26 protein-coding genes and 2 tRNA genes are annotated in these 25,910 nt (G+C 71.3%); 6 read left to right on the top strand and 22 right to left on the bottom strand.

Going from position 1 to position 25,910, the window contains the following annotated elements:
- Positions 1-116: 116 nt before the first annotated feature.
- Positions 117-755 (bottom strand): lipoyl(octanoyl) transferase LipB, encoded by a 639-nt coding sequence (gene lipB, locus HHX35_RS08900; protein WP_182898324.1) that lies wholly within the window; start codon positions 753-755, stop codon positions 117-119.
- Between the two features lie 52 nt (positions 756-807).
- Positions 808-1,023, bottom strand: a complete 216-nt coding sequence (locus tag HHX35_RS08895) for a PspC domain-containing protein (protein ID WP_030510798.1) — start codon at positions 1,021-1,023, stop codon at positions 808-810.
- 172 nt (positions 1,024-1,195) lie between these two features.
- Here HHX35_RS08895 and HHX35_RS08890 point away from each other — a divergent pair, with 172 nt between their 5' ends.
- Both HHX35_RS08890 and rho read left to right on the top strand, forming a co-directional pair.
- Positions 1,196-1,774: a hypothetical protein gene (locus tag HHX35_RS08890; RefSeq protein WP_182898323.1), complete on the top strand. Its 579-nt coding sequence runs from the start codon at positions 1,196-1,198 to the stop codon at positions 1,772-1,774.
- A 324-nt stretch (positions 1,775-2,098) separates the two neighbouring features.
- Positions 2,099-3,241, top strand: a complete 1,143-nt coding sequence (rho, locus tag HHX35_RS08885; RefSeq protein ID WP_182898322.1) for a transcription termination factor Rho — start codon at positions 2,099-2,101, stop codon at positions 3,239-3,241.
- Here the strand turns inward: rho and HHX35_RS08880 are convergent.
- The 4 genes from HHX35_RS08880 to HHX35_RS08865 form a co-directional block, all read right to left on the bottom strand.
- The gene (locus HHX35_RS08880; protein WP_182898321.1) at positions 3,238-4,113 is read right to left on the bottom strand and encodes an aldehyde dehydrogenase; all 876 of its coding nucleotides are present in this window, start codon (positions 4,111-4,113) and stop codon (positions 3,238-3,240) included. The genes rho and HHX35_RS08880 overlap by 4 nt on opposite strands.
- A 212-nt stretch (positions 4,114-4,325) precedes the next feature.
- Positions 4,326-5,753 carry an aldehyde dehydrogenase family protein gene (locus HHX35_RS08875; RefSeq protein ID WP_182898320.1) on the bottom strand — a complete coding sequence of 476 codons (1,428 nt, stop codon included), beginning with the start codon at positions 5,751-5,753 and terminating at the stop codon, positions 4,326-4,328.
- 15 nt (positions 5,754-5,768) lie between these two features.
- On the bottom strand, positions 5,769-6,707 hold the full coding sequence (gene deoC, locus HHX35_RS08870) for a deoxyribose-phosphate aldolase (RefSeq protein WP_139579913.1): 939 nt from the start codon (positions 6,705-6,707) through the stop codon (positions 5,769-5,771).
- 80 nt (positions 6,708-6,787) lie between these two features.
- A complete protein-coding gene (locus HHX35_RS08865) occupies positions 6,788-7,348 on the bottom strand; it encodes a CGNR zinc finger domain-containing protein (protein WP_182898319.1) in 561 nt (186 codons plus the stop codon).
- Between the two features lie 368 nt (positions 7,349-7,716).
- Here HHX35_RS08865 and HHX35_RS08860 point away from each other — a divergent pair, with 368 nt between their 5' ends.
- Together HHX35_RS08860 and HHX35_RS44555 are read left to right on the top strand one after the other, a co-directional pair.
- A complete protein-coding gene (locus HHX35_RS08860) occupies positions 7,717-7,884 on the top strand; it encodes a hypothetical protein (RefSeq protein WP_182898318.1) in 168 nt (55 codons plus the stop codon).
- A 132-nt stretch (positions 7,885-8,016) separates the two neighbouring features.
- A complete protein-coding gene (locus HHX35_RS44555) occupies positions 8,017-10,881 on the top strand; it encodes an AAA family ATPase (RefSeq protein WP_310738966.1) in 2,865 nt (954 codons plus the stop codon).
- A 26-nt stretch (positions 10,882-10,907) separates the two neighbouring features.
- Here the strand turns inward: HHX35_RS44555 and HHX35_RS44550 are convergent, their stop codons facing one another.
- From HHX35_RS44550 to HHX35_RS08805, 10 genes are all read right to left on the bottom strand, one after another.
- Positions 10,908-11,477, bottom strand: a complete 570-nt coding sequence (locus tag HHX35_RS44550) for a TMEM165/GDT1 family protein (RefSeq protein ID WP_139579911.1) — start codon at positions 11,475-11,477, stop codon at positions 10,908-10,910.
- A 213-nt stretch (positions 11,478-11,690) separates the two neighbouring features.
- Entirely contained in the window at positions 11,691-12,755 is a 1,065-nt protein-coding gene (locus tag HHX35_RS08845) for a UDP-N-acetylmuramate dehydrogenase (RefSeq protein ID WP_182898316.1), read from the bottom strand.
- 40 nt (positions 12,756-12,795) lie between these two features.
- Positions 12,796-13,149 (bottom strand): hypothetical protein, encoded by a 354-nt coding sequence (locus tag HHX35_RS08840; protein WP_182898315.1) that lies wholly within the window; start codon positions 13,147-13,149, stop codon positions 12,796-12,798.
- A gap of 70 nt (positions 13,150-13,219) precedes the next feature.
- Positions 13,220-13,648: a MaoC family dehydratase gene (locus HHX35_RS08835; RefSeq protein WP_182898314.1), complete on the bottom strand. Its 429-nt coding sequence runs from the start codon at positions 13,646-13,648 to the stop codon at positions 13,220-13,222.
- 2 nt (positions 13,649-13,650) lie between these two features.
- A complete protein-coding gene (locus tag HHX35_RS08830) occupies positions 13,651-14,100 on the bottom strand; it encodes a MaoC family dehydratase N-terminal domain-containing protein (RefSeq protein WP_182898313.1) in 450 nt (149 codons plus the stop codon).
- A gap of 149 nt (positions 14,101-14,249) precedes the next feature.
- On the bottom strand, positions 14,250-14,414 hold the full coding sequence (gene rpmG / locus HHX35_RS08825) for a 50S ribosomal protein L33 (protein ID WP_030510782.1): 165 nt from the start codon (positions 14,412-14,414) through the stop codon (positions 14,250-14,252).
- An 80-nt stretch (positions 14,415-14,494) separates the two neighbouring features.
- Positions 14,495-14,568 (bottom strand) — tRNA-Met (locus HHX35_RS08820).
- A gap of 179 nt (positions 14,569-14,747) precedes the next feature.
- A tRNA-Thr gene (locus tag HHX35_RS08815) sits at positions 14,748-14,820 on the bottom strand.
- 92 nt (positions 14,821-14,912) lie between these two features.
- Positions 14,913-15,356, bottom strand: a complete 444-nt coding sequence (locus HHX35_RS08810) for a hypothetical protein (RefSeq protein ID WP_182898312.1) — start codon at positions 15,354-15,356, stop codon at positions 14,913-14,915.
- A 59-nt stretch (positions 15,357-15,415) separates the two neighbouring features.
- Complete coding sequence (locus HHX35_RS08805; protein WP_079313798.1) at positions 15,416-15,625, bottom strand: transposase; 210 nt, start codon at positions 15,623-15,625, stop codon at positions 15,416-15,418.
- Between the two features lie 145 nt (positions 15,626-15,770).
- On the opposite strand from HHX35_RS08805, the gene HHX35_RS08800 reads away from it, so the two are divergent.
- Positions 15,771-16,391 carry a hemerythrin domain-containing protein gene (locus tag HHX35_RS08800; RefSeq protein WP_139579904.1) on the top strand — a complete coding sequence of 207 codons (621 nt, stop codon included), beginning with the start codon at positions 15,771-15,773 and terminating at the stop codon, positions 16,389-16,391.
- Here the strand turns inward: HHX35_RS08800 and HHX35_RS08795 are convergent.
- Together HHX35_RS08795 and HHX35_RS08790 are read right to left on the bottom strand one after the other, a co-directional pair.
- Positions 16,372-19,674 (bottom strand): BTAD domain-containing putative transcriptional regulator, encoded by a 3,303-nt coding sequence (locus tag HHX35_RS08795; RefSeq protein WP_310738984.1) that lies wholly within the window; start codon positions 19,672-19,674, stop codon positions 16,372-16,374. The genes HHX35_RS08800 and HHX35_RS08795 overlap by 20 nt on opposite strands.
- 29 nt (positions 19,675-19,703) lie before the next feature.
- Positions 19,704-20,231 carry a C40 family peptidase gene (locus HHX35_RS08790; protein ID WP_182898310.1) on the bottom strand — a complete coding sequence of 176 codons (528 nt, stop codon included), beginning with the start codon at positions 20,229-20,231 and terminating at the stop codon, positions 19,704-19,706.
- Positions 20,232-20,442: 211 nt separating this feature from the next.
- On the opposite strand from HHX35_RS08790, the gene HHX35_RS08785 reads away from it, so the two are divergent.
- Complete coding sequence (locus HHX35_RS08785) at positions 20,443-20,784, top strand: STAS domain-containing protein (RefSeq protein ID WP_182898309.1); 342 nt, start codon at positions 20,443-20,445, stop codon at positions 20,782-20,784.
- 10 nt (positions 20,785-20,794) lie between these two features.
- Here HHX35_RS08785 and HHX35_RS08780 read toward each other — a convergent pair whose 3' ends face one another.
- The 4 genes from HHX35_RS08780 to pnuC all read right to left on the bottom strand — a co-directional run bounded on the left by HHX35_RS08780 (position 20,795) and on the right by pnuC (position 25,840).
- Complete coding sequence (locus HHX35_RS08780) at positions 20,795-22,942, bottom strand: transglycosylase domain-containing protein (RefSeq protein ID WP_310738965.1); 2,148 nt, start codon at positions 22,940-22,942, stop codon at positions 20,795-20,797.
- 72 nt (positions 22,943-23,014) lie between these two features.
- A complete protein-coding gene (bla, locus tag HHX35_RS08775) occupies positions 23,015-23,926 on the bottom strand; it encodes a class A beta-lactamase (RefSeq protein WP_182898308.1) in 912 nt (303 codons plus the stop codon).
- Between the two features lie 121 nt (positions 23,927-24,047).
- Complete coding sequence (locus HHX35_RS08770; RefSeq protein WP_182898307.1) at positions 24,048-25,160, bottom strand: AAA family ATPase; 1,113 nt, start codon at positions 25,158-25,160, stop codon at positions 24,048-24,050.
- Complete coding sequence (pnuC, locus tag HHX35_RS08765; RefSeq protein WP_220505127.1) at positions 25,157-25,840, bottom strand: nicotinamide riboside transporter PnuC; 684 nt, start codon at positions 25,838-25,840, stop codon at positions 25,157-25,159. Before pnuC ends, HHX35_RS08770 begins: the two co-directional genes overlap by 4 nt.
- Between the last annotated feature and the right edge of the window lie 70 nt (positions 25,841-25,910).

Genomic DNA, 25,910 nt, shown 5'->3' with positions numbered 1-25,910 from the left:
CGCCCCACCCCGGCGGGCCGTACGTCGTCTGGTGATCGACAACGATGGGCGCACGCCGTTCGAGGCACTGAGCCTCGCGGGGCGAGAGCGCGGCCGGGGCTCTGTGACCGCCGGCGTCAGGAGGCCTCGAACGCCTCCGCGACCAAGCGGCGGGTCTCCTCCATGGAGGCCCGCCCGAGCTCGCGGGCGATCGAGGTCATCTCCACGTCGGGCATGCCGCAGGGCACCGCGAGGTCCCACGGCGTGAGGTCGCCGTCCACGTTGAGCGCGAAGCCGTGGCTGGTGACCGACCGGCTCGACCGCATGCCGATCGAGACGATCTTCCGCCCGGTGTCCCGGGTCCACACGCCCGTGAGCAGCTCCGACCCAGGCGGGGTGTCGCGCCGCTCGGCCGGGACGCCGATCTTGCCCAGCGCCTCGACCAGCCGCAGCTCGACCTCGCGGATGTAGTCGACCACGCCCTCGCCGGCCCGCAGCTTCACGATGAGATAGCCGACGAGCTGCCCGGGCCCGTGATAGGTGAGCTGGCCGCCGCGGCCGGTCGGCACCACGGGGATGCCGGCCGCCGGGTCGGGCAGGTGGGTCTCCAGCGTCCGCTTGCCGACCGTGAAGACCGGCGGGTGGCTGAGCAGCCACAACGTGTCGGGCCGCGCGTCGTCCTGCCGTTCCTCGACCAGCGCGGCCATGCGCTCCATGGCCTTCTCGTAGTCGACCAGTTCGTCCTGGACCAGCGTCAGGGGCCGTTGCCGCATCATCGCTCACCTCTCCTGATGCGAGCATAAACGGGCCCGCACGGCCCCGTGCCGCCTACCTGCGCCCGTACGAGTAGTCGTAGCCCGGGGCGGACGCGGCCGGGGCCTTGGGGAACAGCACCCACATGATGAGGTAGGCCACGAACTGCGGACCCGGCAAGATGCAGGACAGCAGGAACAGCACCCGCACGACCGTCGGCGACATGCCGTACCGGTCCGCGATCCCTCCGCAGACGCCAGCGATGATCTTGTGCTGTCTCGATCGGTACATCGATCGGCTCCTTTCGTCATCCGGTTCAACGGACGGCCATGGACACCACGTTCCACGAGGAACCCTGAGAAAACCCTGATCCCCAGACAGCGCCAATTCAGGGGTATCCCGCTGGTGATCTTCTTCGGGAAGAGGGCATATAGAAGGCAAAAGACCGTCCTTGGAGTCTCATATGGATATAGCGGCCCTGCAGGCACAGACCCGCCTGTACCTGCGCCAGAAAATCACCATGATGGTGAACAGGTACGTCGTCCATGTGGCTCTCCCCGACGGTTCGGAAGGCGAGGCCGTGGCCTTCGCCGAGCAGAAGCGGATGGCGCTCAAGGAGCAGGTGACGCTCTACACCGACGAGTCCCGGCAGGCGACGCTGGCCGGGTTCAAGGCGCGCAAGGTCCTCGACCTCGCCGGCGAGTACGACGTGGTGGACGACGCGGGCAACCCCATCGGGACGTTCCGCAAGGATTTCGGCCGGTCGCTGCTCCGCTCGACCTGGCACCTCCAGCAGCCGGGACTGCCGACGCTGACCGGGCAGGAGCGGCACCTGGCGGTCGCCCTGCTGCGCCGGTTCTCCGACTCGCTGGAGTGGCTGCCCTACCACTTCGACTTCAGCATCGGCGCCTCGATCGCCTTCTCGGTGGACCGCAGGTGGGGCCTGCGCGACCGGTACGCCATCGAGATCCGCGACCCGCGCCTCGACCGCCGCCTGGTCATCGCCATGGCCGTGGCGCTCGACGCCCTCCAGGCCCGATAGCTCTCAAGGGAATTGCCGAATCAAGTGAGCCTGTTATAGTCAGCGACAAGCCGTATGGTTCTGGCTCCGCGGTCCGATGACCTCCAGTCAACGCTGATGAGCCCATGCGCGCGTCGCACGTATTCCGTGAGCATCTCTCAGTCACCGGTCGAAGCAGCACAGGCCGACATGCACTGAGACGCTGCGCCGGGAGGAACCTCCGGTCGTCGCGAAGCCCGCTCCGCCGGGCCTTCGTCGCGGTCCTCGATCCCTCCCGCTCCCCTCCGGCCGGACCGGACGTTCCCGCATCAGCGTGCACCCATGTATCCCAGACCGAGGAGTCCCATGACCACCACCACTCTCAGCGTTCCCAAGCCGCGCAGCGTCTCCCGCACCACGCCGGCCCGTACGAAGAACATCCGAACCACCGAGGTCACCGGCCTGCTCGACCGGTCGGGTAGGAACACGGTCATCCGTACGAACGGCTACCTGCCCGGCCCGAAGGACGTGACCGTCCCGGCCGCGCTCGCGGACGCGCTCGACCTGCGCCGCGGCGACCACGTCCGCGGCACCGCCGAGAACGGCGTGCTCACCGCCGTCACGGTCGTGAACGGCGCGCCCGTCGACACCGCGCGGCCGCACTTCACCGACCTCGTGCCGATCTACCCCGACGAGCGGCTGCGCCTGGAGACGACGCGCAACGTGCTGGCCACGCGGGTCATCGACCTGTTCGCGCCGATCGGCAAGGGCCAGCGCGGCCTGATCGTCGCCCCGCCGAAGGCCGGCAAGACGATGTTCCTCAAGGCCGTCGCCAACGCGATCACGACCAACCACCCCGAATGCCACCTCATCGTCGTCCTGGTGGACGAGCGGCCCGAGGAGGTCACCGACATGCGCGAGTCGGTCCGGGCCGAGGTGGTCGCCTCGACCTTCGACCGTGCGCCGCAGGACCACATCACCGCGGCCGAACTCGCCGTCGAGCGGGCCAAGCGGCTCGTGGAGACGGGCCGCGACGTGGTCGTGCTCATCGACTCGATCACCCGCCTCGGCAGGGCGTACAACATGGCCGCGCCGAGCGGCGGGCGTCTGCTGACGGGCGGCATGGACGCCGGGGCCCTGCACCAGCCCAAGAAGGTGCTCGGCGCCGCCCGCAACATCGAGGACGGCGGCTCGCTCACGATCATCGCCACCGCCCTGGTCGAGACCGGCTCGAAGATGGACGACAACCTCTTCGAGGAGTTCAAGAGCACCGGCAACATGGAGCTGAAGCTGAGCCGGAGCCTGGCCGACCGCCGCGTCTTCCCCGCCGTCGACGTCGTCGCCTCCGGCACGCGCCGCGAGGAACTGCTGCTCCACCCGACGGAGCAGCCGCTCATCTGGCGGCTGCGCCGGGCGTTGCAGGACCAGGAGGGGTTCGAACGCTTCCTCACCACGCTGAAGAACACCGGCTCGAACGCCGAACTCCTCCTGGCCCTGGCGAAGGGCTAGATCCCGATCGGATGCCAGACGGTCTTGGTCTCCAGGAACGCCGTCATCCGCTCGATGCCGGGCTCGGCGAGCCAGTCCACGCGATCGGCCGGCGGCCGGAGCACCCGCTTGAGGTTCTCCGCGGCCAGTTCCTCACACGTGACGGCCAGCTCGGAATCAGCGCCCGTCAGGTCGATGCCGTTGACGTCCATGTGGCCCGCGAGCCAGGGGGCGATCTCGGCGGCCGAGCCGGTGAGGATGTTCACCACCCCGCCCGGCAGGTCGGAGGTCGCCAGCACCTCGGCCAGCGTGATCGCCGGCAGCGGCGCGCGCTCGGAGGCGACCACCACGCAGGTGTTGCCGGTCACGATCACCGGCGCGATCACACTGACCAGTCCCAGCAGCGGTCCCGCCGGCGGGGCCACCACCGCGACCACACCGGTCGGCTCCGGGCTCGACAGGTTGAAGTACGGCCCGGCCACCGGATTGGCCGACCCGAGGACCGCGCCGATCTTGTCGGACCAGCCCGCGTACCAGACCAGCCGGTCCACCGCGGCGTCCACCAGCTCGCCCGCCTTCTTCGCGGAGACGCCGTCGGCGTCGGCGACCTCGGCGGCGAACTGGGCGCGGCGGCCCTCCAGCATCTCGGCGATCCGGTACAGGATCTGGCCCCTGTTGTACGCCGTGGCGCCCGACCAGCCCGAGAACGCCTTCCGCGCGGCCGAGACCGCGTCCCTGGCGTCCTTGCGCGAGGCCCTGGCCGCGTTGGCGAGGAAGTCGCCCTTGGAGGAGGTCACGACATACGACCTTCCGCTCTCCGAACGCGGGAACGCGCCGCCGATGAACAGCTTGTACGTCTTGCGCACGCTCAACCGTTCGGTGCGCTCACTCATCGAAGGTTCCAATCTCCAGAGGACGGGCCGGCTGATAGGTCTGGCCGCACCGGCACACGCCGCCGCGGTGCGCGAACCAGCCGTGCCGTACGGCGAAGCGACGGGAGCGGCGGCCCCGGGAGAAGCCCTCGCCGGCCCCCGCGCGGGCCCGGCGCACCAGGCGGCGGCGCTGCCCGTCGTCACATCTGCCGGACGGGCGGCCGGAGGAATGATCACACCGCAAGGTAGGCCTCCAAACCGTGTCGCCCACCCTCGCGGCCGTAGCCCGACTCCTTGTAGCCGCCGAACGGCGAGGCCGGATCGAATCGGTTGAACGTGTTGGACCAGACGACGCCGGCCCGCAGCCGGGACGCCATCCACAGCATGCGCGAGCCCTTCTCGGTCCACACGCCCGCCGACAGCCCGTACGGCGTGTTGTTGGCCTTCTCCACCGCCTCGGCGGGGGTGCGGAAGGTCAGCACCGACAGCACCGGCCCGAAGATCTCCTCCCGGGCGATGCGGTGCGACTGGGCCACACCCGTGAAGACGGTGGGCGGGAACCAGTAGCCGCGCTCGGGGATCGGGCAGGCGGGCGACCACCGCTCGGCGCCCTCGGCCTCCCCGGCCTCCGAAAGCTCGCGGATCTTGGCGAGCTGCTCGGCCGAGTTGATCGCGCCGATGTCGGTGTTCTTGTCCAGCGGGTCGCCGAGCCTCAGCGTGCCGAGGCGCCGCTTGAGCGCCTCCAGCAGGTCGGCGGCGATCGACTCCTGCACCAGCAGCCGCGACCCGGCGCAGCAGACGTGGCCCTGGTTGAAGAAGATCCCGTTGACGATGCCCTCGACGGCCTGGTCCAGCGGCGCGTCCTCGAACACGATGTTGGCGGCCTTGCCGCCGAGCTCCAGGGTGAGCTTCTTGCGGGTCCCCGCGAGGCTCCTGGCGATGAGACGGCCGACCTCGGTCGAGCCGGTGAAGGCGACCTTGTCCACACCGGGGTGATTCACGAGCGCGGCACCCGTCTCGCCCGCGCCGGTGACGATGTTCACGACCCCCGGCGGCAGATCGGCCTGGCGGCAGATGTCGGCGAACGCCAGCGCGGTCAGCGGCGTGGTCTCGGCCGGCTTGAGCACGACCGTGTTGCCGCAGGCCAGCGCGGGCGCGATCTTCCAGGCCAGCATGAGCAGCGGGAAGTTCCACGGGATGACCTGCCCGGCCACGCCCAGCGGACGCGGGTCGGGCCCGAACCCGGCGTGGGCCAGCTTGTCGGCCCAGCCGGCGTAGTAGAAGAAGTGGGCGGCGACCAGCGGGAGGTCCACGTCGCGGGACTCCCTGATCGGCTTGCCGTTGTCGAGCGTCTCCAGGACGGCCAGCTCACGCGCCCGTTCCTGGATGATCCGGGCGATCCGGAACAGGTACTTGGCCCGCTCCGCGCCCGGCATGGCCGACCACACGGGGAACGCCTTGGCCGCGGCCTGGACCGCGCGGTCGACGTCGGCCTCCCCCGCCCACGCGACCTCCGCGAGCACCTCCTCGGTGGCCGGGTTGACGGTCTTGTGGCGTCCCTCGCCCTGCGGCTCGACCCACTCGCCGTTGATGAACAGGCCGTACGACGGCCGGATGTCGACGATGTCCCGCGACTCGGGTGCGGGTGCGTATTCGAACATGCCTCAGTCCAGCCCTCAGTCCAGCGTGAAGTAGTCGGGACCGGCGTACCGGCCGGTGGCCATCTTCTGCCGCTGCATGAGCAGGTCGTTCAGCAGCGAGGAGGCGCCGAGGCGGAACCAGTCGGGGTCCAGCCAGTCCGGCCCGGCGGTCTCGTTGACCAGCACCAGATACTTGATCGCGTCCTTGGTGGTGCGGATGCCGCCCGCGGGCTTCACGCCCACCTTGCGGCCGGTCGCGGCGAGGAAGTCCCGCACGGCCTCCAGCATGACGAGCGTCACCGGGAGCGTCGCGGCAGGCGACACCTTGCCGGTCGAGGTCTTGATGAAGTCCGCCCCGGCGATCATCGCGAGCCAGGAGGCCCGCCGCACGTTGTCGTACGTCGCGAGCTCGCCGGTCTCCAGGATCACCTTCAGATGCGCGTCGGCACAGGCTTCCTTGGTGGCGACGATCTCCTCGTACACCTTGAGGTAGTCGCCGGCGAGGAACGCGCCGCGGTCGATGACCATGTCGATCTCGGCCGCTCCGGCGGCCACGGCGAGGGACGTCTCGGCGACCTTCACCTCCAGGGAGGACCGGCCGCTGGGGAACGACGTGGCGACGGACGCCACCTTCACGCCGGACCCGGCCAGCGCCTCGACGGCGGTCGCCACCAGGTCGGGGTACACGCAGACGGCGGCGACCGGCGGCACCGACGCGTCGGCGGGGTCGGGCCGCACCGCCTTGGCGCACATCGCCCTGACCTTGCCGGGGGTGTCCGCGCCTTCCAGGGTGGTGAGGTCGACCATTCCGATGGCCATGTCGATGGCCTGCTTCTTGGCGGTCGTCTTGATGGATCGCGTGCCCAGCATCGCGGCCCGGGCGTCCGCCCCGACCCTGTCGACCCCGGGAAGGCCGTGCAGGAACGCCCGCAGCGTCGAGGGTGAGGAGGCGACCTCCGCGAGCGGAGTAGTCATAGTTGGCACGAGACCAGCATCCCCGACCACGAGGAATGATTCCAAACCCGGGAACCGGGACGCTTGATCCTGGCCGCGGCTCAGGTGGAGGTGGGGGTCTGGCGAGCGCGGAAGGCGGCCACCGTGTTCCGGTTCAGACAGGCCTTGGAGCAGTAGCGCCTGCGGGGCCCCCGCGCGATGTCGGCGTAGACACGCTCGCACCCGGCGTCGAGGCAGACGCCCAGGCGCCCCGCGCCGTACTCGCAGATCACGAAGGCGAGGCCGACCGCCGTGTTGGCCTTCACGCGGTCGACGAGCGCCGCCCCCGGCGGGCCATAGTGCAGGTGCGGCCCCAAGCCGTGGTCGGAGATGTGCGGACGCATGGGCGCCTCGACCATCAGGGCGTTGAGCAGGTCGATCGCCAGTGCCTGGTCGACCTCGGCGAACACCGGCCGGAGCCGCAGGGCCCAGTCGCGCAGCATCTGTGTCTCGTCCTCGGTCAGCAGCTCGTCCACCTTGAAGTTGTACGAGGCCAGCAGTGCCCGCAACGTTTCGGCGGAGGCGTCGCGGCCACCTGTGGTGACGACGTTGACCAAGGCCACGGCGGTGCCCACGCCGTCGTTGCGGTAACCGGTCACCTCGGTGGGGCTGGTTCTCGTCATACTCCCAACTGTAATCTAATTTCTCACCCACTGAAATTACGGCTCGCATCGGAGGCCGGGCATGGATCTGAAGGCGTGTGATGTCTGCGGTCCGGCAGTGCAGCGGGAGATCCTCTCCGCGCACTCGACCTCGGTAGGGCTGGTGATCTACCTGCGCTGCGCGTGCGGAAGCGTGGGTGTCCGCTTGATCGCATATGAGGGGGCGTGGCGGGAGTCCTAAGGCATCGCCTTAGCCGCCTTAGGAGTCCCCTCGGAGTCCTACGCCGCAGAGCCGTGCAGAGATAGGGCATCCGCCCGATGTGCCGCACCACGCCTTAGACCGAACCTTGAGGAGTACGGAAAGAGATCCGAAACAAGGAGACACCGAGATGGGTCCCGAACTGCAGTACCAGGTAATGATCAGCCGGGCGGCCGAGCTTCAGGAGGAGGCCGCCGACCACCGCCTCGCCCGGCAGGCGCAGGCCGGCAGGAAGGCTCAGCAGCGGTCCGGCCAGCGCCGGCTGCGTGCGGCCTTCGGCAAGCTCCGCACCTCATGAAACGCGTACGAAGGCCCGGCCGGAGCCTCCCTCCCGGCCGGGCCTTTCAGCCGCCGTGAGCCCCACCGGCCACATAGGTCTGACCGGAAAACCAGGCGAAGCCACGCAAAGGGTCATGACATGCTTGACGACATGACACGCCGGGCGGTGAGCCCCGTTTTCGTCGGGCGGGGCGCGGAGCTGGAAACCCTGAGCGAGGCCTACGACCAGGCCCGTAAGCAGACCACCGCGGCGGTGCTCATCGGCGGCGAGGCGGGCGTGGGGAAGACCCGCCTCGCCGGCCGGTTCGCCGAGCAGGCCGCGCAGGACGGCGCCCACGTGCTTGTCGGGGGCTGCGTGGAGCTGTCCGCCGAGGGCCTGGCCTACGCGCCGTTCACCGCCGCGCTGCGGCAGCTCGTCCGGGAGTGCGGCGCGGCCGAGGTCGCCGCCCTGCTGCCCGACGGCGCCGCCCGCGACCTGGCCAGGCTGCTGCCCGAGTTCGGCGAGCCGAGTGGCGACGGGGAGACCGAGTCGGCCCGCGCCCGGCTGTTCGAGCTGATCCTCGCCCTGCTCGAGCGCCTCGCCGAGCGGCGGCCGGTGGTGCTCGTCATCGAGGACATCCACTGGGCCGACCGCTCCAGCCGGGACCTCATCGCCTTCCTCAGCCGCAACCTCAAGTCGGCTCCCGTCCTGGTGGTGATGACGTACCGGTCGGACGAGCTGCACCGCACCCATCCCCTGCGGCCGGTGCTGGCCGAGCTGGGCCGGGTCGACGGCGTGGTGCGGGTGGACCTGCCCCGCTTCACGCAGGACGAGGTCGCCGCGCAGATGGCCGGCATCCTCGGGGTGACCCCCGAGTTCGCCAAGGTGGACCGGGTCTTCGACCGCAGCGGCGGCATCCCGCTGTTCGTGGAGGCGCTGCTCGACTGCGGCGACGACTGCTCGTTCCCCGACTCGCTGCACGACCTGATCATCGGCTCGGTGGAGCGGCTGCCCGAGGAGAGCCAGCGGGTGCTCCGGATCGCCGCCGCCGGTGGCGTACGCGTCGGGCACGACCTGCTCGCGGCGGTCAGCGGCCTGTCCGACGTGGACTTGGAGAACGCGCTGCGGCCGGCCATCGCGGCCAACGTGCTGCAGGTGGCCGACGGCGGGGCGTACGCGTTCCGGCACGCCCTGATCCGCGAGGCGGTCCACGACGAGCTGCTGCCCGGCGAGCACGCGCGGATGCACGCGCGGTACGCCGAGGAGATCGACCGCGACCGCGCCCTGGTGCCCCCGGGCCGGGCGGCCATCGAGATCGCCCACCACTGGTACTCCGCCCGCGACGACCTGTGGGCGCTGATCTCGGCCTGGGAGGCGGCCGAGAAGGCGGCCAAGTCGTTCGCCTACACCGAGCAGATCCAGCTCCTCGAACGCGTGCTGACGCTGTGGGACAAGGTCCCCGACGCCGCCGAGCGCATCGGCCACGACCACTGCACGGTGCTCGAGCGGGCCTCCGAGGCGGCCTACGTCAGCGGCGACATGGAGCAGAGCCAGAAGTACGTGCGCGGCGCGCTCGCCGAACTGGACGAGCGGACCTCCCCCGAGCGGGTGGCCGAACTGCTGGTCCGCTTGGCGAACATCAAGATTCAGAAGGGCAAGCCCGGCGGGCTTGAGGAGCTGCGGCGCGCCGAACGCCTGGTCCCGCAGCCGGGCGACGTTCGCGCCCTCGTGCTGACCCGGCTGGGCACGGTGCTGATCAATTCGGACGAGATCGTCGAGGGCACGGCGCTCACGCAGGAGGCGCTGCGCATCGCCCGTGAGACGGGCGACGAGGCCCAGGAGGCCGACCTCCTGATCAACCTCGCGCTCGGCCACTCCATCGACGGCGACCTGGAGACGGCGTTCGCGATGAACGAGCGCGCCCTGGCCATCGGGACCCGGCTCGACACACCGCGGATCATCCTGCGCGCCCTGGCGAACAACGTCGACGCCCTCGACAACCTCGGCCGTTCCGAGGAGGCCGTGGCGCTCGCGCTCAAGGGTGAGAAGCTCGCCCGGCGGTACGGCAGGTTCCGCCAGCACGGGGTGTTCATCGCCAACAACCGGGCGGAGGCGCTGGAGTCGCTCGGCCGCTGGGACGAGGCCGTCGAGGTCATCGAGCGGTCCCTGACGATGGGGCCGACCCTGCGCAACCGGTGGCACATGCTGCGGGTCCGCGCGGACATCGCGATCGCGCGCGACGAGGAGGACCTCGCGCAGGACATCCTCACCGAGGTCGGCGCCTTCTCCCCGCACCGCGACGAGCAGACGCAGGAGTGGACGAACAACACCCGCCTGGTCCTCGCCTGGCACCTGCTGCGCGGCGAGCCGCTACAGGCCCTGGCTGTCCTGGAGACGGCGCTGGACGACCCGCCGCTGTCGCGCAAGGCCATGCTCGCCGGGCGGTTGCTCGCCTCGGTCCGGTACGTCTGCGACGCGGCGGCTCCGGTCGCCCCCGACCGGGTGGCCCGTGTGCGGGAGCTGGGCGACCGTCTGGCCGTCAACCTGGGCGACGGGCCGGTTAACGAGGCGTTCGGGCTGGTCTACAGGGGCGAGTTCGACGCGGCGGCCGAGGCGTGGCGGCGGCTGGGCCGTCCGCACGTCCGGGCCAAGGCGCTGCTGCACGGCGCCGTGGCGGCCGCCGCGAGCGGCGACCGCGAGGGGGCCTCGGCACGTCTGCGCGAGGCCTGCCCGCTCGCGGTCGCGCTGCGCGCCACCCCCCTGGTCACCCAGATCGAGACGCTGGCCCGCCGCGTCGGCTCTCCTCTCTCCGACGCCACGCCGTCCGAGCCCGTACGGCAGGCCGACCTGACCCCCCGCGAGCTGGAGGTGTTGCGCCTGGTCGCGGCCGGGCGCAGCAACCGGGACATCGCGGCCGAGCTGTTCATCTCGGCCAAGACCGTCAGCGTGCACGTGTCGAACATCCTGCCCAAGCTGGGCGTGTCGACCCGGGGCGAGGCGGCCGCCGCGGCCCACCGCCTGTCCCTCCTCGATTAGGCGAACGAGCGTCAGGCGAGCGAGACTCAGGCGATCAGGGGCTCGGCCAGCAGCAGCACGCCGAAGACGGCGAACGCGGCGGCCGCGCCATACTTGATCCACTTCTCGGGCAGGCGCGAGCCGAGGAACCGGCCGACCAGGATGGCCAGCGCGTCGGCGGCGACCATGCCCACGGTCGAGCCGACCCACGTGCCGAACCAGCCGTGCTGGGTGGCCAGCGTGATGGTGGCGAGCATGGTCTTGTCGCCCAGCTCGCTGAGGAAGAACGCCACGGCGACGGCGATGAACGCGTTGCGGGTGGTCCGGGCCGCCTTGCCCTTCTCCTCCTCGGTGAGCTCGTCGCCGCGCAGCGTCCACGCCGCGAAGGCGAGGAACGCGAGGCCCGCGACGATCGAGATCGCGGTGGTGGGGAGGGCGTCGCCGACGACCCTGCCGACGCCGACGCTGACGAGGTGGACGAGCGCGGTCGCGGCGGTGATGCCGGCCAGCACCGGCCCCGTCTTGAACCGGGTCGCGAACGTCAGGGCCATGAGCTGGCTCTTGTCGCCCAGCTCGGCCACGAAGATGACGACGAGGGAGATCCAGAGGGCTTGCACGGGGTCGCCTTCCTACAGGGGAGATGCGACCGGGCCGCCGTACGACACCCGGGGAGTTCGGGCACGACTTCGGCCCGGCAGCATGTGATCATGACTGTCGGGCCGAAGGTCTCGTCCGCCACGAGGGCTCCACGACCGGGCGGACGAACCGCCAGTGTGTCGATCAGTGGATTTCGGACTACTCCCCTTCGGTGTTGTCCCAGTTTAACCGAGCTAAAGGCTTACTCCCACCAGCACGGGCTCGTTGACGAGCCGCACCCCGAACTTCTCGTGCACGCCGTCGCGCACCTCGCGGGCCAGCGCCAGCAGTTCGGCCGCGCCCGCCTCGCCGGAGGGGTTGGTGAGGGCCAGCGTGTGCTTGGTCGAGATGCGGACCCGGCCCTTCTCGTAGCCCTTGGGGAACCCGGCGTTCTCGATCAGCCACGCCGCCGGGATCTTGACCGTGCCGTCGGGCATGTCCCAGCGCGGATGGCCGGGGGCCCGCAGGGCCAGGGCCGCCGCCTCCTCCGGGCCGAGCACGGGGTTGGTGAAGAACGACCCCGCGCTGCGCGTGTCCGGGTCGTCGGGGTCGAGCACCATGCCCTTGCCCCGCCGCAGCTCCAGCACCGCCTCCCGCGCGTCGGCCAGCGGCACCCGCGCGCCGATCTCCACGCCGAGGCGCGCGGCCAGTTCCTTGTAGGCCACGGGCCCCGACAGCGGCGAGCGCTCCAGGGCGTAGGTGACGGCCAGCACCATGTGCCGGCCGGGGTCGTGCTTGAACGCGCTGTGCCGGTAGGCGAAGCCGCACTCGGCCGCCGTGAGGTCCCCCACCTCGCCGGTCGCCCGGTCGTACACGCGGACGGCGGCGACGGTCTGGGAGACGTCCTGCCCGTACGCGCCGACGTTCTGGATCGGGGTGGAGCCCACCAGCCCGGGTATGCCCGACAGGCACTCGACCCCCGACCAGCCCTCGGCCACGCAGCGGGCGACCAGGGCGTCCCAGTCCTCCCCCGCCTGCACGGTGACCAGCGCGCGCCCGGTCCCCGCCTCTGAACTCGGGGCCGTCACGTCGACGCCCCGGGTGGCGACGCGCACCACGAGCCCGTCGAACCCGTCGTCGGAGACCACGAGGTTGCTGCCGCCGCCGAGCACCAGCACGGGCTCGCCCTCATGGTCGGCCTCGGCCACGATCGCGACCAGCTCGTCCTGCGTCCGCGCCTGCGTGAACGCCCGGGCCGGTCCGCCCGTACGCAGCGTGGTGTACGGGGCGAGCGGCACCCCTGCCAACCGGTCAGCCATCGGTCTCCTCGCACCCGGAACATCCCGACGAACAGGATAGCTATCCGCGGTCCTCGCGTTCCGCCTCGGCGATCGACTCGTCGACCCTCGACGTGGCCGAACTGCCGTCCCACAGGAGCTGGGAGGCGACCACCGACGGCTCGCCCGAGGGGGTCAGCGCGGTCTCGATCGTCCCGCCGGGAGCGACGTCCCGCTTGACCTCGGTGATCTCTTCCGGACCCGCGGCTCCGGCGGCCTCCCTGGCGTTCTGCGCCCGCGGGCGCGGCAACGCGCCGCCGTGGGCGTCGCCGGCCTTGCCGGGGTCCTGGGTCTCCGCGGCGACGCCGGCGACGTCGCCGTGCTCCCGCTGGGTGGTGACCGGCTCGTTCTTCGCTTCGATGTCTCGCTCGTTCACGATCCGACCGCTACCCGGCACCGCCACGACCAATCGGGCCGGTCGGGGAAGACCGGCCAGGAGAGGGCGCTCAGGAGAGCTGGACCACCGCGCGGGCCTTGGACAGGACGCGGGCGTCGCCCGACCTCGCGGTCAGCGCCACGACGACGCGCTTGTCCTCGCGCTTGTCCTCGACGACCCCGCTGATCGTAATCGTCGCGCCGTTGTCGTCGTCCGGCACCACGACCATGGAGGAGAACCGGACGCCGTACTCCACCACCGCGCCGGGGTCGCCCGCCCAGTCCGTCACGAACCGGCCGCCCTGCGCCATCGTGTACATGCCGTGCGCGATGACGTCGGGCAGGCCGACTGCCTTCGCGTGCCGCTCGTTCCAGTGGATGGGGTTGAAGTCGCCCGAGGCGCCGGCGTACCTCACCAGGTCCACCCGGCGGACCCGGTATTCGACGGCCGGGATCTCCTGGCCGGTCTCCACCTCGTCGTACTTGACCGTCGCCGCCATGATCAGGCCGCCCCTCCCCGCTCGACGATGATGTTGTACGTCCGGCAGACCAGCTCACCAGAGGTGGTCGAGACGTCGCTGCACAGGGTCAGGAACTCGTTGCGGCCGACGCTGCGGATCTCGGCGACGGTCGAGGTGCACACCAGCTCGTCGCCCGCGTGGATGGGCCGCTCGTACTCGAACCTCTGCTCGCCGTGCACGACCATCGCGAAGTTGAGCCCGAGGTCGGGGTCGGCGAGCGCGTCACCGGTCCCGAAGAGGCTGAACACGATGGGGAACGTGGGCGGCGCGACGACGTCCGGGTGCCCGGCCGCCACGGCGGCCCGCCTGTCGTGGTAGATCGGGTTGGAGTCGCCGATCGCGGTGGCGAACTCGCTGATCTTCACGCGGCTGACCTCGTAGGGCGCGGACGACTCGTACGTCCGCCCGACGAAATCGCGGTTCAAAGGCATCGGGCCGGGCTCCTTAGAGATGAGCTGGGTAGGCCGTACGGTAACAGACCCACGCCGGCGGACACCGGCCCGCACCGCGCCGGACACGACAAACCGGCGCCCCCCTAGGGAACGCCGGTGTCGGAAGTGCGTGCGATCCGTGCCGTGGTCTAGCGGGTCTCGCGGTGCGCCCGGTGCGTCTTGCAGTTGGGGCAGTACTTCTTCAGCTCAAGCCGATCCGGGTCGTTGCGCCGGTTCTTCCGCGTGATGTAGTTGCGGTGCTTGCACTCCTGGCAGGCCAGCGTGATCTTCGGCCTAACGTCTGCGGCAGCCACGTGGGAGTGCCTTTCTGCGTTCGGGACTACTGGACAAACCCACACCTGGGTCGCCTTGTGCAGGTGACCCGGCAGGGTAGTAGCGGAGGCCGGACTTGAACCGGCGACACAGCGATTATGAGCCGCTTGCTCTGCCTGACTGAGCTACTCCGCCTCGGCCGGAAACTGGATCCGGCCACGCAAGGATACCCGACCTGTACGGCTATTCGCGCATCGGGATCAGCCATGATCGAGATCGGTCTTTCGGCGAGGATGAGGCATCCCCACCAAGCCGAAAGCCCCACCCTGCAGCGCTCAGTCAGAAACGCTGCTTGGATAGGACTTTCCGGCTAGAGCCCCCAAACGGAATCGAACCGTTGACCTTCTCCTTACCATGGAGACGCTCTGCCGACTGAGCTATAGGGGCGGGTCCGCCTGCCGCTCTCGCGCTGCGGACAGGTGTAACCATACACGGCCACGGCGGTGCGCGCGAATTCGAATCTCCCTCCGGCGCGCGGCTCAGGGCGTCGGCAGCACCCCGGACAGATCGGCCTCGGGACGGTGCCGGACGGCCACGTCGGCCGTGACCGCGTACCGGCTGAAGTACCCCTTGCCCTTGACCGGGATCACGCTGCTCAACGTCACCGTGGCGGCGTACGGCGCGTCCGCGCACTCGGGCAGGCACCACGTGCCGCTGAGCCTGCCCGCGCCGGTCGCCCGGGTCGGCCCCCAGCTCCGCCAGGTGACCCCGCTCATCGTGCTGAACTCCGAGAGCACGAGGTTCGCCGGCCGCTGCTCGGCCCTGCCCCGCTCGGAGTTCTGGAGGTTGAGCACGTACACCGGCGTCTCTGCCGGGGGGCCCGTGGGCGCCGCCCCGCAGCCGCCGGCGGCGACGCAGAGCGCGGTGACGGTGACAGGCAGACAGACAGGCAGACAGACAGGCAGACGGACAGGCAGGCGCATCGATTCCCCCTCGGCACTCTGAGTGCCCAGGGCCCGCCGCCGTTACGCCTGTGACCAGGCTATTTGACGGCCGTACGGGCGTCGCCGGCCCTGACGGGCAGCGGGATCACCTCGCAGAGGTCGGCGAGGTCGACATACCGGGCGACCTCCTCGACCGAGAGGCAGTCGGCGACCACCTGACCGTTGCGCCGCACCCGCAGCACCTGGCGGTCGCGGCGGTACGCGGGGACGATCTCGTATCCGTCCGGTCCCACCCATCGGCTGTCCATAGGGGAACAAGCTATCTGCTTCTCCCCACGTCTATCTCCCGTCCCATGGGAATCGTCTTAAGTAGGGTCTTAATCGACCCCAAGTGCCGGGCCGCACAGTGAGCGTGACGCACCACCGTTCCCCACGTTCACGAAGGGTCTTCCGATGTCCGACACCCCCAACCTGCTGGGCTTCCGCATCGCGCACCGGGCGATGCGCACCGACTCCCGGCGCCTGGCCGACGTCACCGCCGAGATCGCCGCGGGCCGGCAGCCGTGCGGCCCGGATCGCGCCGCCGCCATCCGCGAGTACGCGACCAAGCTGTGCCGCGGCATCCACCACCACCACAAGGCGGAGGACGACCACCTGTGGCCGCTGCTCGTCCGCTCGGCGGGCGCCGAGATCGACCTGAGCGAGCTGAGCGAGGACCACTCCGAGCTCGACCCGCTGCTTGAGGAGATCCAGGCGGTCGCGGGCGACCCGGCCGAGCTGGCCAAGCCGCTGCGCCGGCTGGCCGACCTGCTCGACGAGCACATCCAGGAGGAGGAGCGCACGATCTTCCCGATCATCATGCGGCACGTCTCCGGCAAGGACTGGGAAGTGATGGAGCAGCACGTCCGCAAGGGCGGCGACGTGCGCTTCGAGCTGCCCAGGATCGAGCAGCACGCGCGGCCGGAGGAGCTGGCGGAGCTGCGCAAGCTGGCCGGGCCCGTCCTGGTCGTCATGCTGGCGCTGATGCGCCGCGCCCACCTCCGCCGCGAGCGGCTCATCTTCGGTGCCGCGTGAGCGCCCGGCGGGCGGCCTCCTCCCAGTGCGGGGAGCCGACCTGCCGGGCGACCTCGGCGGCCCGCAGATAGTGGGCCTCGGCGTCGCCGGGCCGGCCCAGGAACGCCGCGAGGTCGCCGAGCGTGTGGGCGACCGGCCCGAGCGTGACCGAGCCCGAGTGCAGGCCGGCCAGCTCGCCGTCGGACGACAGCAGCAGGCGGTAGCACTCCTCGGCCGCCCCCCGATGGCCGAGCGCGATCGCGTTGTCCGCACGCAGAGACATGAACACGAGCCAGTAGTAGTCCTGGCGGGGGACGCGCGCGGAGGCCCACACCACGCGGGCCTCCTCCAGGCGGCCGGCCCCGGCGAGCGCCCGCGTGTACAGCTCGCCCGCGTCCTGCGGCAGGCGTTCCCACAGAGCGGCGAGCTCCTCCACCGACTCGTGGACCCGTCCCGCGGCCAGCTTGACCACGAAGCGGCCGACCGTCCCCACCATCGCGCCGTTGGCGTCACCGGTGCCGGCCAGCCGCTCCCCGAGCTGCGTGTAGACGCTCTCGGCCCGCTCGAACTCTCCCCTGACCAGCAGGTGCAGGGCGTCGAGGAAGGCGAGGATGCCGAGGGCCAGGCCGAGCTGGCCGCTCGTCGACAGCTCCATGGCCTTGTCGGCGTGCCGGCGGGCCGTGGTCCAGTCGTTGCGGCTGAGCGCGACCATGAGCAGCGAGAAGTGGCCGAGCGTCTGGTAGCCGAGGAGCCCGGCGGTGGCCGAGGCGGCCAGCAGATCGTGCCCGAGCGTCTCCAGGTCGTCCCGCCTGTCCGGGGTCAGGCAGACCCAGTAGCGGCCGTTGAGCGCCATGCACCGCAGGCGGAGGTCGCCGAGGGCGTCCGCGATCGCCAGCGCCTCCGCACTCGCCGCCTCGATGCGCTCCGCGTCGTGTCCTTCGAGCGCGTGGCAGAGGGCGACGAGCATCCGGCAGCGCAGCTCCCCTGCCTCCGCGGGCAGCGACTCCTCGATCGCCCCGACGAGATCGGCGTCGAGCGCGCGGTCGGGCTGGATGGTCCAGATGACCGGCGCGTCGAGCGACGACACCGCCCGCGCCACCGCGCCGCGATCCCCCGTCTGACGGGCCACCGCGAGCGCCTTCGTCCGGTTGCGCACCGCGGTGATCACGTCGCCCGCGTGCGACTGCGCGGACACCAGGCGGCACAGGAGGTCGAGGCGGACGTCCCGGGACGCGTCGCCGGCCCCTCCGCTCACCAGGTCGAGTGCGCCCAGCGCGCCCTCCAGCAGCGCCGCCGCCTCCTTGTGCGCGTACAGCGCGGTCGCCTGCCCGGCGGCCCGCGCCGCGTAATCGGCCGCGGTGAGGGCGGTCGCGGTGGTCGCGGCGGCGAGCGCGTGGTGCCCGAGCGCCCCCACGTCGCCGGGGCGGACCCGCTCGAGCGCCGCCAGGACCTTGCCGTGCATCCGCGTACGGCGCAGCCGCGGGATGTCCTCGTACAGCGTCTCGCGGACGAGCACGTGGGCGAACCGGACGCGGCCGGGGCGCGGCTCCTCCAGCAGGCCGGACAGCACGCCCGCCTCCAGGCCGTCGAGCACGGTCTCCTCGTCGGCTCCCGGCATGGCGATCAGCACGTCCGCGTCGGCCTCCCGGCCGAGAACCGCGGCGTTGCGCAACGTCGTCTGGGCCGTCGCGGGCAGCCGGGCGAGACGCCTGCGGATGAGGTCGCGCACGCCGGGCGGCAGCGCGTGGGCCGCCGACGGGCCGTCCACCGCGAGCAGCCGGGCCGTCTCGGTCACGAACAGCGGGTTGCCGCCGCTCCGCTCGGTGACCGTGCGCACCGTGGCCTCGTCGACCTCCGTGCCGGAACGTTCGGCGAGCAGCCTGGCCACCTCGCGTTCGCCGAGGCCGCCCAGGGTGATGTTCTCCACCGCCTGCACGGCGAGCGCCGCCCCGGTGGCCGTCAGGTCGTCGCCGGCCTCGGCCGGCCGGTGTGTCAGCAGGACGAGGACCGGCGTCCGCGCCAGGCGGCCGGCCAGGTGGCGCAGGAGCTGGAGGGTCTCCTCGTCGGCCCGGTGCACGTCCTCCAGCACGATCAGCAGCGGACCCGGCACGCCCTCCAGATAGTCGCCGGCCGCCCGCGCCAGCCAGAACTGGCCCACGGGCGCGGCGTCGTCGGTCAGCAGGGGCGCCAGCCGGGCCGCGGACCCGGGTTCGGGCGGGCAGGTCGCGGACAGCTCTCGCAGCACCTCGCTCCACGCCCATGCGGGCGGGACGCCGCCGATCGTCTCGGGGCAGCGCCCGACCACGGTCTGCCAGCCGCCGGCCGCCAGGCGTCGCACGAGCGCGTCGGCCAGGGTGCTCTTGCCCGAGCCCGCCTCGCCGCCGAGCCACGCGATGCGGAAACCGGCCCGGGCCCGCTCCGCCGCGGCGGCCAGCCGGGACAGCTCGGCCGTACGGCCGACCATGCGGACGGGCTCCTGGACGGATTCCTGGGCGGGCGGCGGGGCGGGGACCACGCGCGCAGAGGCCGCCCGGACCACGGGGATCGCGTCGAGCGACTCGGCCTGCGCGAGGATGTCCGCCTCCAGCGCGCGCAGGGCGGGCCCGGGATCGACGCCGAGCTGGTCGGCGAGCAGGTCGCGCGTCCTGCGCAGGACCGCCAGCGCCTCCCCCTGCCGCCCGGCCCGGTAATAGGCGAGCGCGAGCAACCGTACGGCGTTCTCGCGCAGGGGATGGGCGGTGAGGTGACGCTCCAGCTCGGGGACGACCTCGGCGTGGCGGCCGAGTGCGAGCCCGGCCTCGGCGCGATACTCCACCGCGACCGCCCGGAGCTCGTCCAGGTGGACCACCTCGGGGACGGCCCACTCCTCCTCGCCGAACTCCGCGTACGCCTGGCCGGTCCACAGCGCCAGCGCCTCGTCCACGACCTCGAGCGCCCGCGCGTGCCGCCCCTCGTTGAGCAGGCCGGCGGCGGACTCGACCAGCCGGGGGAAGCGCCAGGCGTCCACGTCGCCGGGCTCCAGCGCCAGCCGATAGCCGGGTGGGACGCTGACCAGCACGCGGGCGGCGGCGCGGGGGGCGCGGCCCGGCTCCAGTGCCCGCCGCAGATTGGAGACGTAGACCTGGAGCGCGCCCAGCGCGCGCGGCGGAGGCTGGCCCCTCCACAGGTCGTCGACGAACCGGTCGGTCGACACCACGTGTCCCTGGGCGCAGACCAGCCGGGCCAGCACGGCGCGCTGGAGCGAGGTCCCGAGGTCCGCGGGGCGCCCGTCGACTTCCGCCGTGATTCGCCCCAAAACCCGCACTTTTGCCATAACGGGGGCAAGCATAGGGATCAGGTTCGGTAGTGGTAGTACCCGAGCAGGTCATCCAGCACGGACACGTCGTCCATGCGGATGCGCGTCCCGGTGGCGAACGCGTTGATCATCTTGCCGCCTCCGACATACACCCCGACGTGGTGGGTTCTGCCGCGCCTGCCGTAGAAGACCAGGTCGCCGGGTTGCGGCACGCCGACCCGGCGCAGCCGGCCGATGTGATCGTCGGTGTTGCCCGGACCGAGCACGTCGTCGCCGAACGCCAGGTCGTACACCCATCGGGTGAACCCCGAGCAGTCGAAGCCGCGCGTCCGGTTCGCCGGGCAGGGCGTGACCGAGCCGCTGTACCCCCGGCAGGTCCCCTTCGACGGCCCCGGCCGCGTCGCGTGTCCCCCGCCCCACGAGTACGGCAGAGCCCCCTGGGCGGCGTACGCGACGGCGACGGCCTTGGACAGCTCCTCGTTGAGCGGCGCGGATCCCGCCGCGGCCAGCGCGACGATCCCCCCGATCAGAACCAGCCGACGCCTGAGCGCGCGCTTAACCCCCATGGATCGTGACGATAGCCACTCGTCTCTTTCCTGACCATGGAAGCTTTGCCTCACCCGATCGACGCACCGGAGGGGGATTGTTACCCTGAGTACGGCTCAGCTCGTACGGTCACTCGGCGCGTCGATCGAAGCGCTTCGCCGGTCGCCCCGGACCTCCCCGTCCCGCTCCCCCCGGTGGTCCCCGGCGCCAAGGAGAGCGAGGGGAACCACCGTGGAGACGTGGACGGCACAACCCCCGGCCCCCACCCGCTGGTGGGTGCTCGGGCTGCGCGGAGAGCTGGATCTCCACGCGGTGCGGCACCTGCGCGAGCCGCTGCTCACCCAGATCGAGGCCCACGGACCGTGGCTGGCCATCGACCTCAGCGAGGTGCGGTTCATCGACACCACGGGCGTGGGGCTGCTCGTGCGCCTGGTGCACAACCTGCGCGACAGGAACGGCGACCTCGCCCTCATCGCGCCGGCCGGCCAGGTGCTGCGGATCCTCCGCTGGACGAACCTGACCCGGCTGTTCCGCGTCCTGGACACGGCCGACGCGCTGGACGACTCCGGCTGATCGGGCAGGATCAGTTGGGCAGGACCGTCACCGGAGAGTCGCCGCCTCCCGTCGGACCGTCGCCCCCCGTCGGAGGCGTCACGGACACCAGGCCCCGGCAGCTGTCGCCGCAGCCGCCGAACCGCTCAGTGTCGACGGGCGCGAAGTCCGTCGCCGGCACGCCGCGCAGCGCGCCCAGCATGGTGTCCTTCCAGATCGGCCCGGGGACGCTGGCGCCGAACACCGAGCCGTAGTAACGACCGCCGATCGTCACGCCGTTCAGCTTGTACTTCGACGTGCCACGGGGGTCGCCCAGGCTGACCGCGCCGGCGAGGTCGGGGGTGAACCCGGCGAACCAGGCGGAGGAGGACTCGTCGTTGGTCCCGGTCTTGCCCGCCGCGTCACGCCCGATGCCGCCGACCGCCGCCATCGTGCCCTTGGTCAGGACACCGGTCAGCACGTGCGCCGCCGCGTCCGCCACCTCGGGGTCGAGGGCCTGACGGCACTTGGGCGTGAAGTCCGTGGTCTTGCCGGTGCTCTCGGTGATCTGCGTGATCGCCATCGGCGCGCAGTACTTGCCGCGCGCGCCGATCGCGGCGTAGGCGTTGGCGACGGTCACGGGGTCCATCTCGTTGATGCCGAGTGTGAACGTCTCGAACTCACTGAGCGGGTTGCCGTCGGAGCGGTGGATGCCCAGCGACTTGGCCGTCTTGATCACCTCGCAGAGCCCGACCCGCTGCTCCAGCATCATGAAGAACGTGTTGACCGAGTGCCAGGTGCCGGTCTGCAGGGTCAGCCAGCCGGGCGACCCCTCGTCGTTGGTGACCGTATGGCCCGGGTCGCCGATGGGCTTGCCCGCGCAGTTCTTGAACGTCGCATAGGCCGGCGCGGTGTAGCCGGCGCCCGCGCTGAACCCGTCGCTGATCTTCATGCCCTGCTTCAGCGCGGTGAGCAGGGTGAACGTCTTGAAGGTCGAGCCGGCCTGGAAGCCGATGCCACCGCCGTGCGCGGCGTCGGCCACGAGGTTGTAGGACATCTCGTTCCTGCTCTTGCGCGTCCCGTACGGACGGCTCGCGGCCATCGCCTTGATCGCCCCGGTGCCGGGCTGGACCAGCGCCTCGGCGGCCACGGGGTTGTCGGACGGGTGGACCCACTTCCTGATCGCCTTGTCGGCGGCGGCCTGCATCGCGGGGTCGATCGTGGTCTTGATGGTCAGGCCGCCGCGGTTGAGGAACGCCAGGCGCTGCTTGGCCGTCTTGCCGAAGTCGGGATTGCTGAGGATCTCGTTGCGCACATAGACGCAGAAGTACGGATACCTGCTCGACTCGCAGCCGCCGGGCAGCGGGGTCCCCTTGTAGCCGAGCTTGGCCTTCTTCGCCTCGGCCGCCTGAGCCTTGGTGATCTTCCCGAGCTCGGCCATCCGGTCGAGCACGACGTTGCGCCGCTTCAGCAAGCGGTCGCGGCTGGTCTTGCCCAGGTTGGGGTCGGTGGCGTTGGGGTCCTGCACCGCTCCCGCCAGCGTCGCCGCCTGCGGCAGCGTCAGCTTGCTCGCGTCGACCCCGAAGAACCGCTTGGCCGCCGCCTCGACGCCGTACGCGCCCGCGCCGAAGTAGGCGATGTTGAGGTACTTCTCCAGGATCTGGTCCTTGGAGTACTTCTTCTCCACGCCCATCGCGTAGCGCAGCTCGTTGAGCTTGCGGGCGTAGCTCGCCTCCAGTGCCTTGTTCTTCTCCGCCTCGGTCTGGGCGGCGTTGAGCAGCACCTGCTTGACGTACTGCTGGGTGATGGAGGAGCCGCCCTGGGCCACCCCGCCCGACTGCAGGTTCTTCGCCAGAGCGCGGAGGGTGCCCTCGATGTCGATCGGGCCGTGCTCGTAGAACCGGTAGTCCTCGATCGAGATGATGGCCGTCTTCATGATGCCCGCGATCTGGTCGAGCGGGACGACCTCGCGGTACTGCTCCCAGAACCGGGCGATCTCGCGGCCCTTCACGTCCTGCACGACCGACACCTGCGCAAGCGGAGGCTCGGCGAGGTCCCGGGGCTCGAGGCCCACGTCCTCGACGGCCGACACCAGCCCGACGCCCGCGCCTCCCACCGCCGGCAGCGCGATCCCCGCGACCAGCACGCCCGCCGCCGCTCCCATGGCGGCCAGACGCAGCACCTTCCCCGTGGCGTTCACAGGATCCTCCCCCAAATGGCTATAGACAAGGTTATGGGGCCGTAAAGCGCGGTCGGCCCCATAACGCGGTATTTACGAGAGCCGGCCGAGGCCGCGCGCGAGCACGGTCGCCGTCTGGGCGATCACCTTGTCGTCGGTGGCGCCGTCGGCCGCCCGGCGGTTGGTGTAGATCGCCATGACGATCGGAGCGGCGTCCTTGGCCGGCCAGACGACGGCGATGTCGTTGGCGGTGCCGTACGTGCCGCCGGTGCCGGTCTTGTCGCCGACGATCCACGTCGTGGGCAGCCCGGCGCGGATGCGCGCGTCCCCGGTCGTGTTGTCGCGCAGCCACCCGATCAGCCGGGATCGGTCCTTCGCGCCGAGCGCGTCGCCGGTCGTGAGCGCGCTCAGGTCGCGGGCGACGGCCGCGGGCGTGGTGGTGTCGCGCTTCTCCTTGGGCGACCAGTCGTTGAGCTCGGTCTCCCAGCGGTCCAGCCGGGACACCGGGTCCTTGAGCGTGCGGAAGTAGCGGGTGAGGCCCTGCGGCCCGCCGATCCGCTTCAGCAGCATGTTCCCCGCGGTGTTGTCGCTGTAGATGATCGCCGCCCGGCACAGCTCGGCGAGGGTCATGCCGTCCTTCACGTGCTTGCCGGTCTCCGGCGAGTTCGGCTTCACCTCGCCGGCCTTCCAATGGACGACCTTCCGCGTCAGCTCCCGGTCGGTCGTCCTGGCCAGCACCGCGCCCGCGGCCACCGCCTTGAAGGTGGACGCCAGCGCGAACCGCTCGCCCGCCCGATAGCCGATCGTCTTCCCCGTCGCCGTGTCGATCGCGTACGCGCCGATGCGGCCCTTGAACGACGTCTCCAGCGCGCGCAGCGCGGCGGCCACGTCCGTCCGGGGCGCGGCGGCGGCGGTGGCGGTGGCGGTGGTCGCGGGAACGGCGCCGGCCAGGAGGGAGGCCGTGATCGTGGCGACTTTCAGCGTAACCGGCAGTGTCCGTGGCATGGCATGTCCTTGCTCTCGTCCGTCACAGGGGCGTTAGACGCAGGAGCAAAGCAAAGTGTTCAGAACATGTCCAATATTCATATGGACCCTCGATCGATATGGGTTCTCGTATCGACCCAGCTCATAACGGCGGGGCGAACCGGCGACCGGCCGCGACGAGATCGTCGACGGCCCGCGCGGCGGCGGTCAGCCGCTCCTCGGGCGGCCCGGAGACGACGACGTGCGGGAGCCCGCGATCGGCCAGCTCCGCGCGCAGGCGGCGGTCCATGCCGTGCCGCACGTGCTCGCCGTCGCGCCAGCCGTCCTGCTCGAACGGCACGCCGTCCACGGACGTGTGGATCCACAGGTCGTGCCGGGCCCGTTCGTGGACCCGCAGGACCTCGGGACCGACCGTGCCGAGATAGCGCTCGTGCCACAGCGCGGTGGCGAGCGCGTCGGTGTCGCAGAACAGCACCGGCGACCCCGTCCGCGCCGCCGCCTCCTCCCAGTCGAGCTGCCGGTGGGCGATCAGCGTGAACTCCTCCGGCTCCCACTCCAGGTCGTCCAGCCACGGTTCCTGCGCCCCCGCGGCCTTGGCCGCCCGGCGGGCCGCCGCGAGCTTCTCCTCGCAGTACGTCCTGCCGTACTCGGGCACCCACCGGGTCGCCGCCCAGACTCCGCCGCGCGCGGCGTAGTGCGCGGCCAGCGCGCGGGCGAGCGTGGTGGTGCCGGTGGACTCGGCCCCGACGACGACCACCCGCCAGGCGAGGTGGGCGCGCACGGCCGGGCTCAGCCAGGGCCACGCGGCCACCGGATCGTCGCGGACCATCGTCCCGCTGACCGGATAGCGGATCCTGTCCGGATCGACCGCCACGTGCGCGCCGCCGAACCTGCGGGCCAGCTCGGGCCCGTACGCCTCGGAGGAGAAGACGGCGTCGACGGCCGGCGCGAGGCCACCGTGGGCCAGCGCCAGCGCGTGCCGGAAGACCTCGACGTGCGCGGCCCAGATCCCCGGGTCGTCGTAGTCGATCTCGATGTCGTCCACCACCGGCGCCACCACCACGTGGGGCTGCGGGTGCGCCTCGCGCAGCCACGCCGCACGGAGGGCGAGCGGGACGCTCTCCACGCTGCTGGCGGCGACGACCACCGTGACCAGCGCGCACCGCTCGGCGGCGGTGTCGACGAGGTGGTGGTGGCCGGCGTGCGGAGGGTAGAACTTGCCGATCACCAGTCCGTGCGCGTATCGGGCGCTCATCGCGTCACCGCCGCGCCACCGTCAGGGGCGGGAGCGGGCCGGGCGGCGGAGTCGCGCCGCCAGGCGAGCAGCCCGGCCACGCACAGCGCGAGGAACAGCACGTAGAGCACGCTGGTGAGGTAGAGGTCCTTGTACGCGTAGAGGGGGATGTAGACCAGGTCGACCGCGATCCACAGCCACCACGACTCCACCCGCTTGCGGCACTGGCCGTAGGTCGCCATGAGCGACAGCGCGGTCGTCAGGGCGTCCCAGAACGGGACGGCCGAGTTGGTCCAGGTCGCCAGTGCGGCGGTGAGCAGCGCGGTCACCGCGGCGCCCCCGAGCACGAGCCATCCCCACTCCGCGCGGCCGGTCCTGGTGACCGTGAGCGTGGTCCGCCCGGCCCCGCCGTACAGCCACTGCCACCAGCCGTACAGGCCGAGGAGCACATAGACGATCTGCAGGGCCGCGTCGGCGTACAGGCCGACGGCCAGGAAGACGAGACCGAGCAGGACGACGTTCGCGACGCCGATCGGCCAGTTCCAGACGTGCTGGCGGACCACCAGCCAGACGGTGAGCGCCCCTGTCGCGAACCCGAGCAACTCGGCCCAGCTCGTCGACACGCCGCCCAGGGTGATGGCGGGCTCCAGGAGGGGCCCAAGCAGATCGGTCAGCGCCACCACGACCTCCTTAATCGTCAATGTGACGATAACAACAGATCGCGATCAGGGATAGAGAGGCGGCCCCCGTGCCGGTAAAACGGGGGCCGCC

The sequence above is a fragment of the Microbispora sp. H10830 genome (assembly GCF_014161375.1).
Lineage (GTDB): Bacteria > Actinomycetota > Actinomycetes > Streptosporangiales > Streptosporangiaceae > Microbispora > Microbispora catharanthi.
This window is presented reverse-complemented; position numbering and strand designations above follow the sequence as displayed.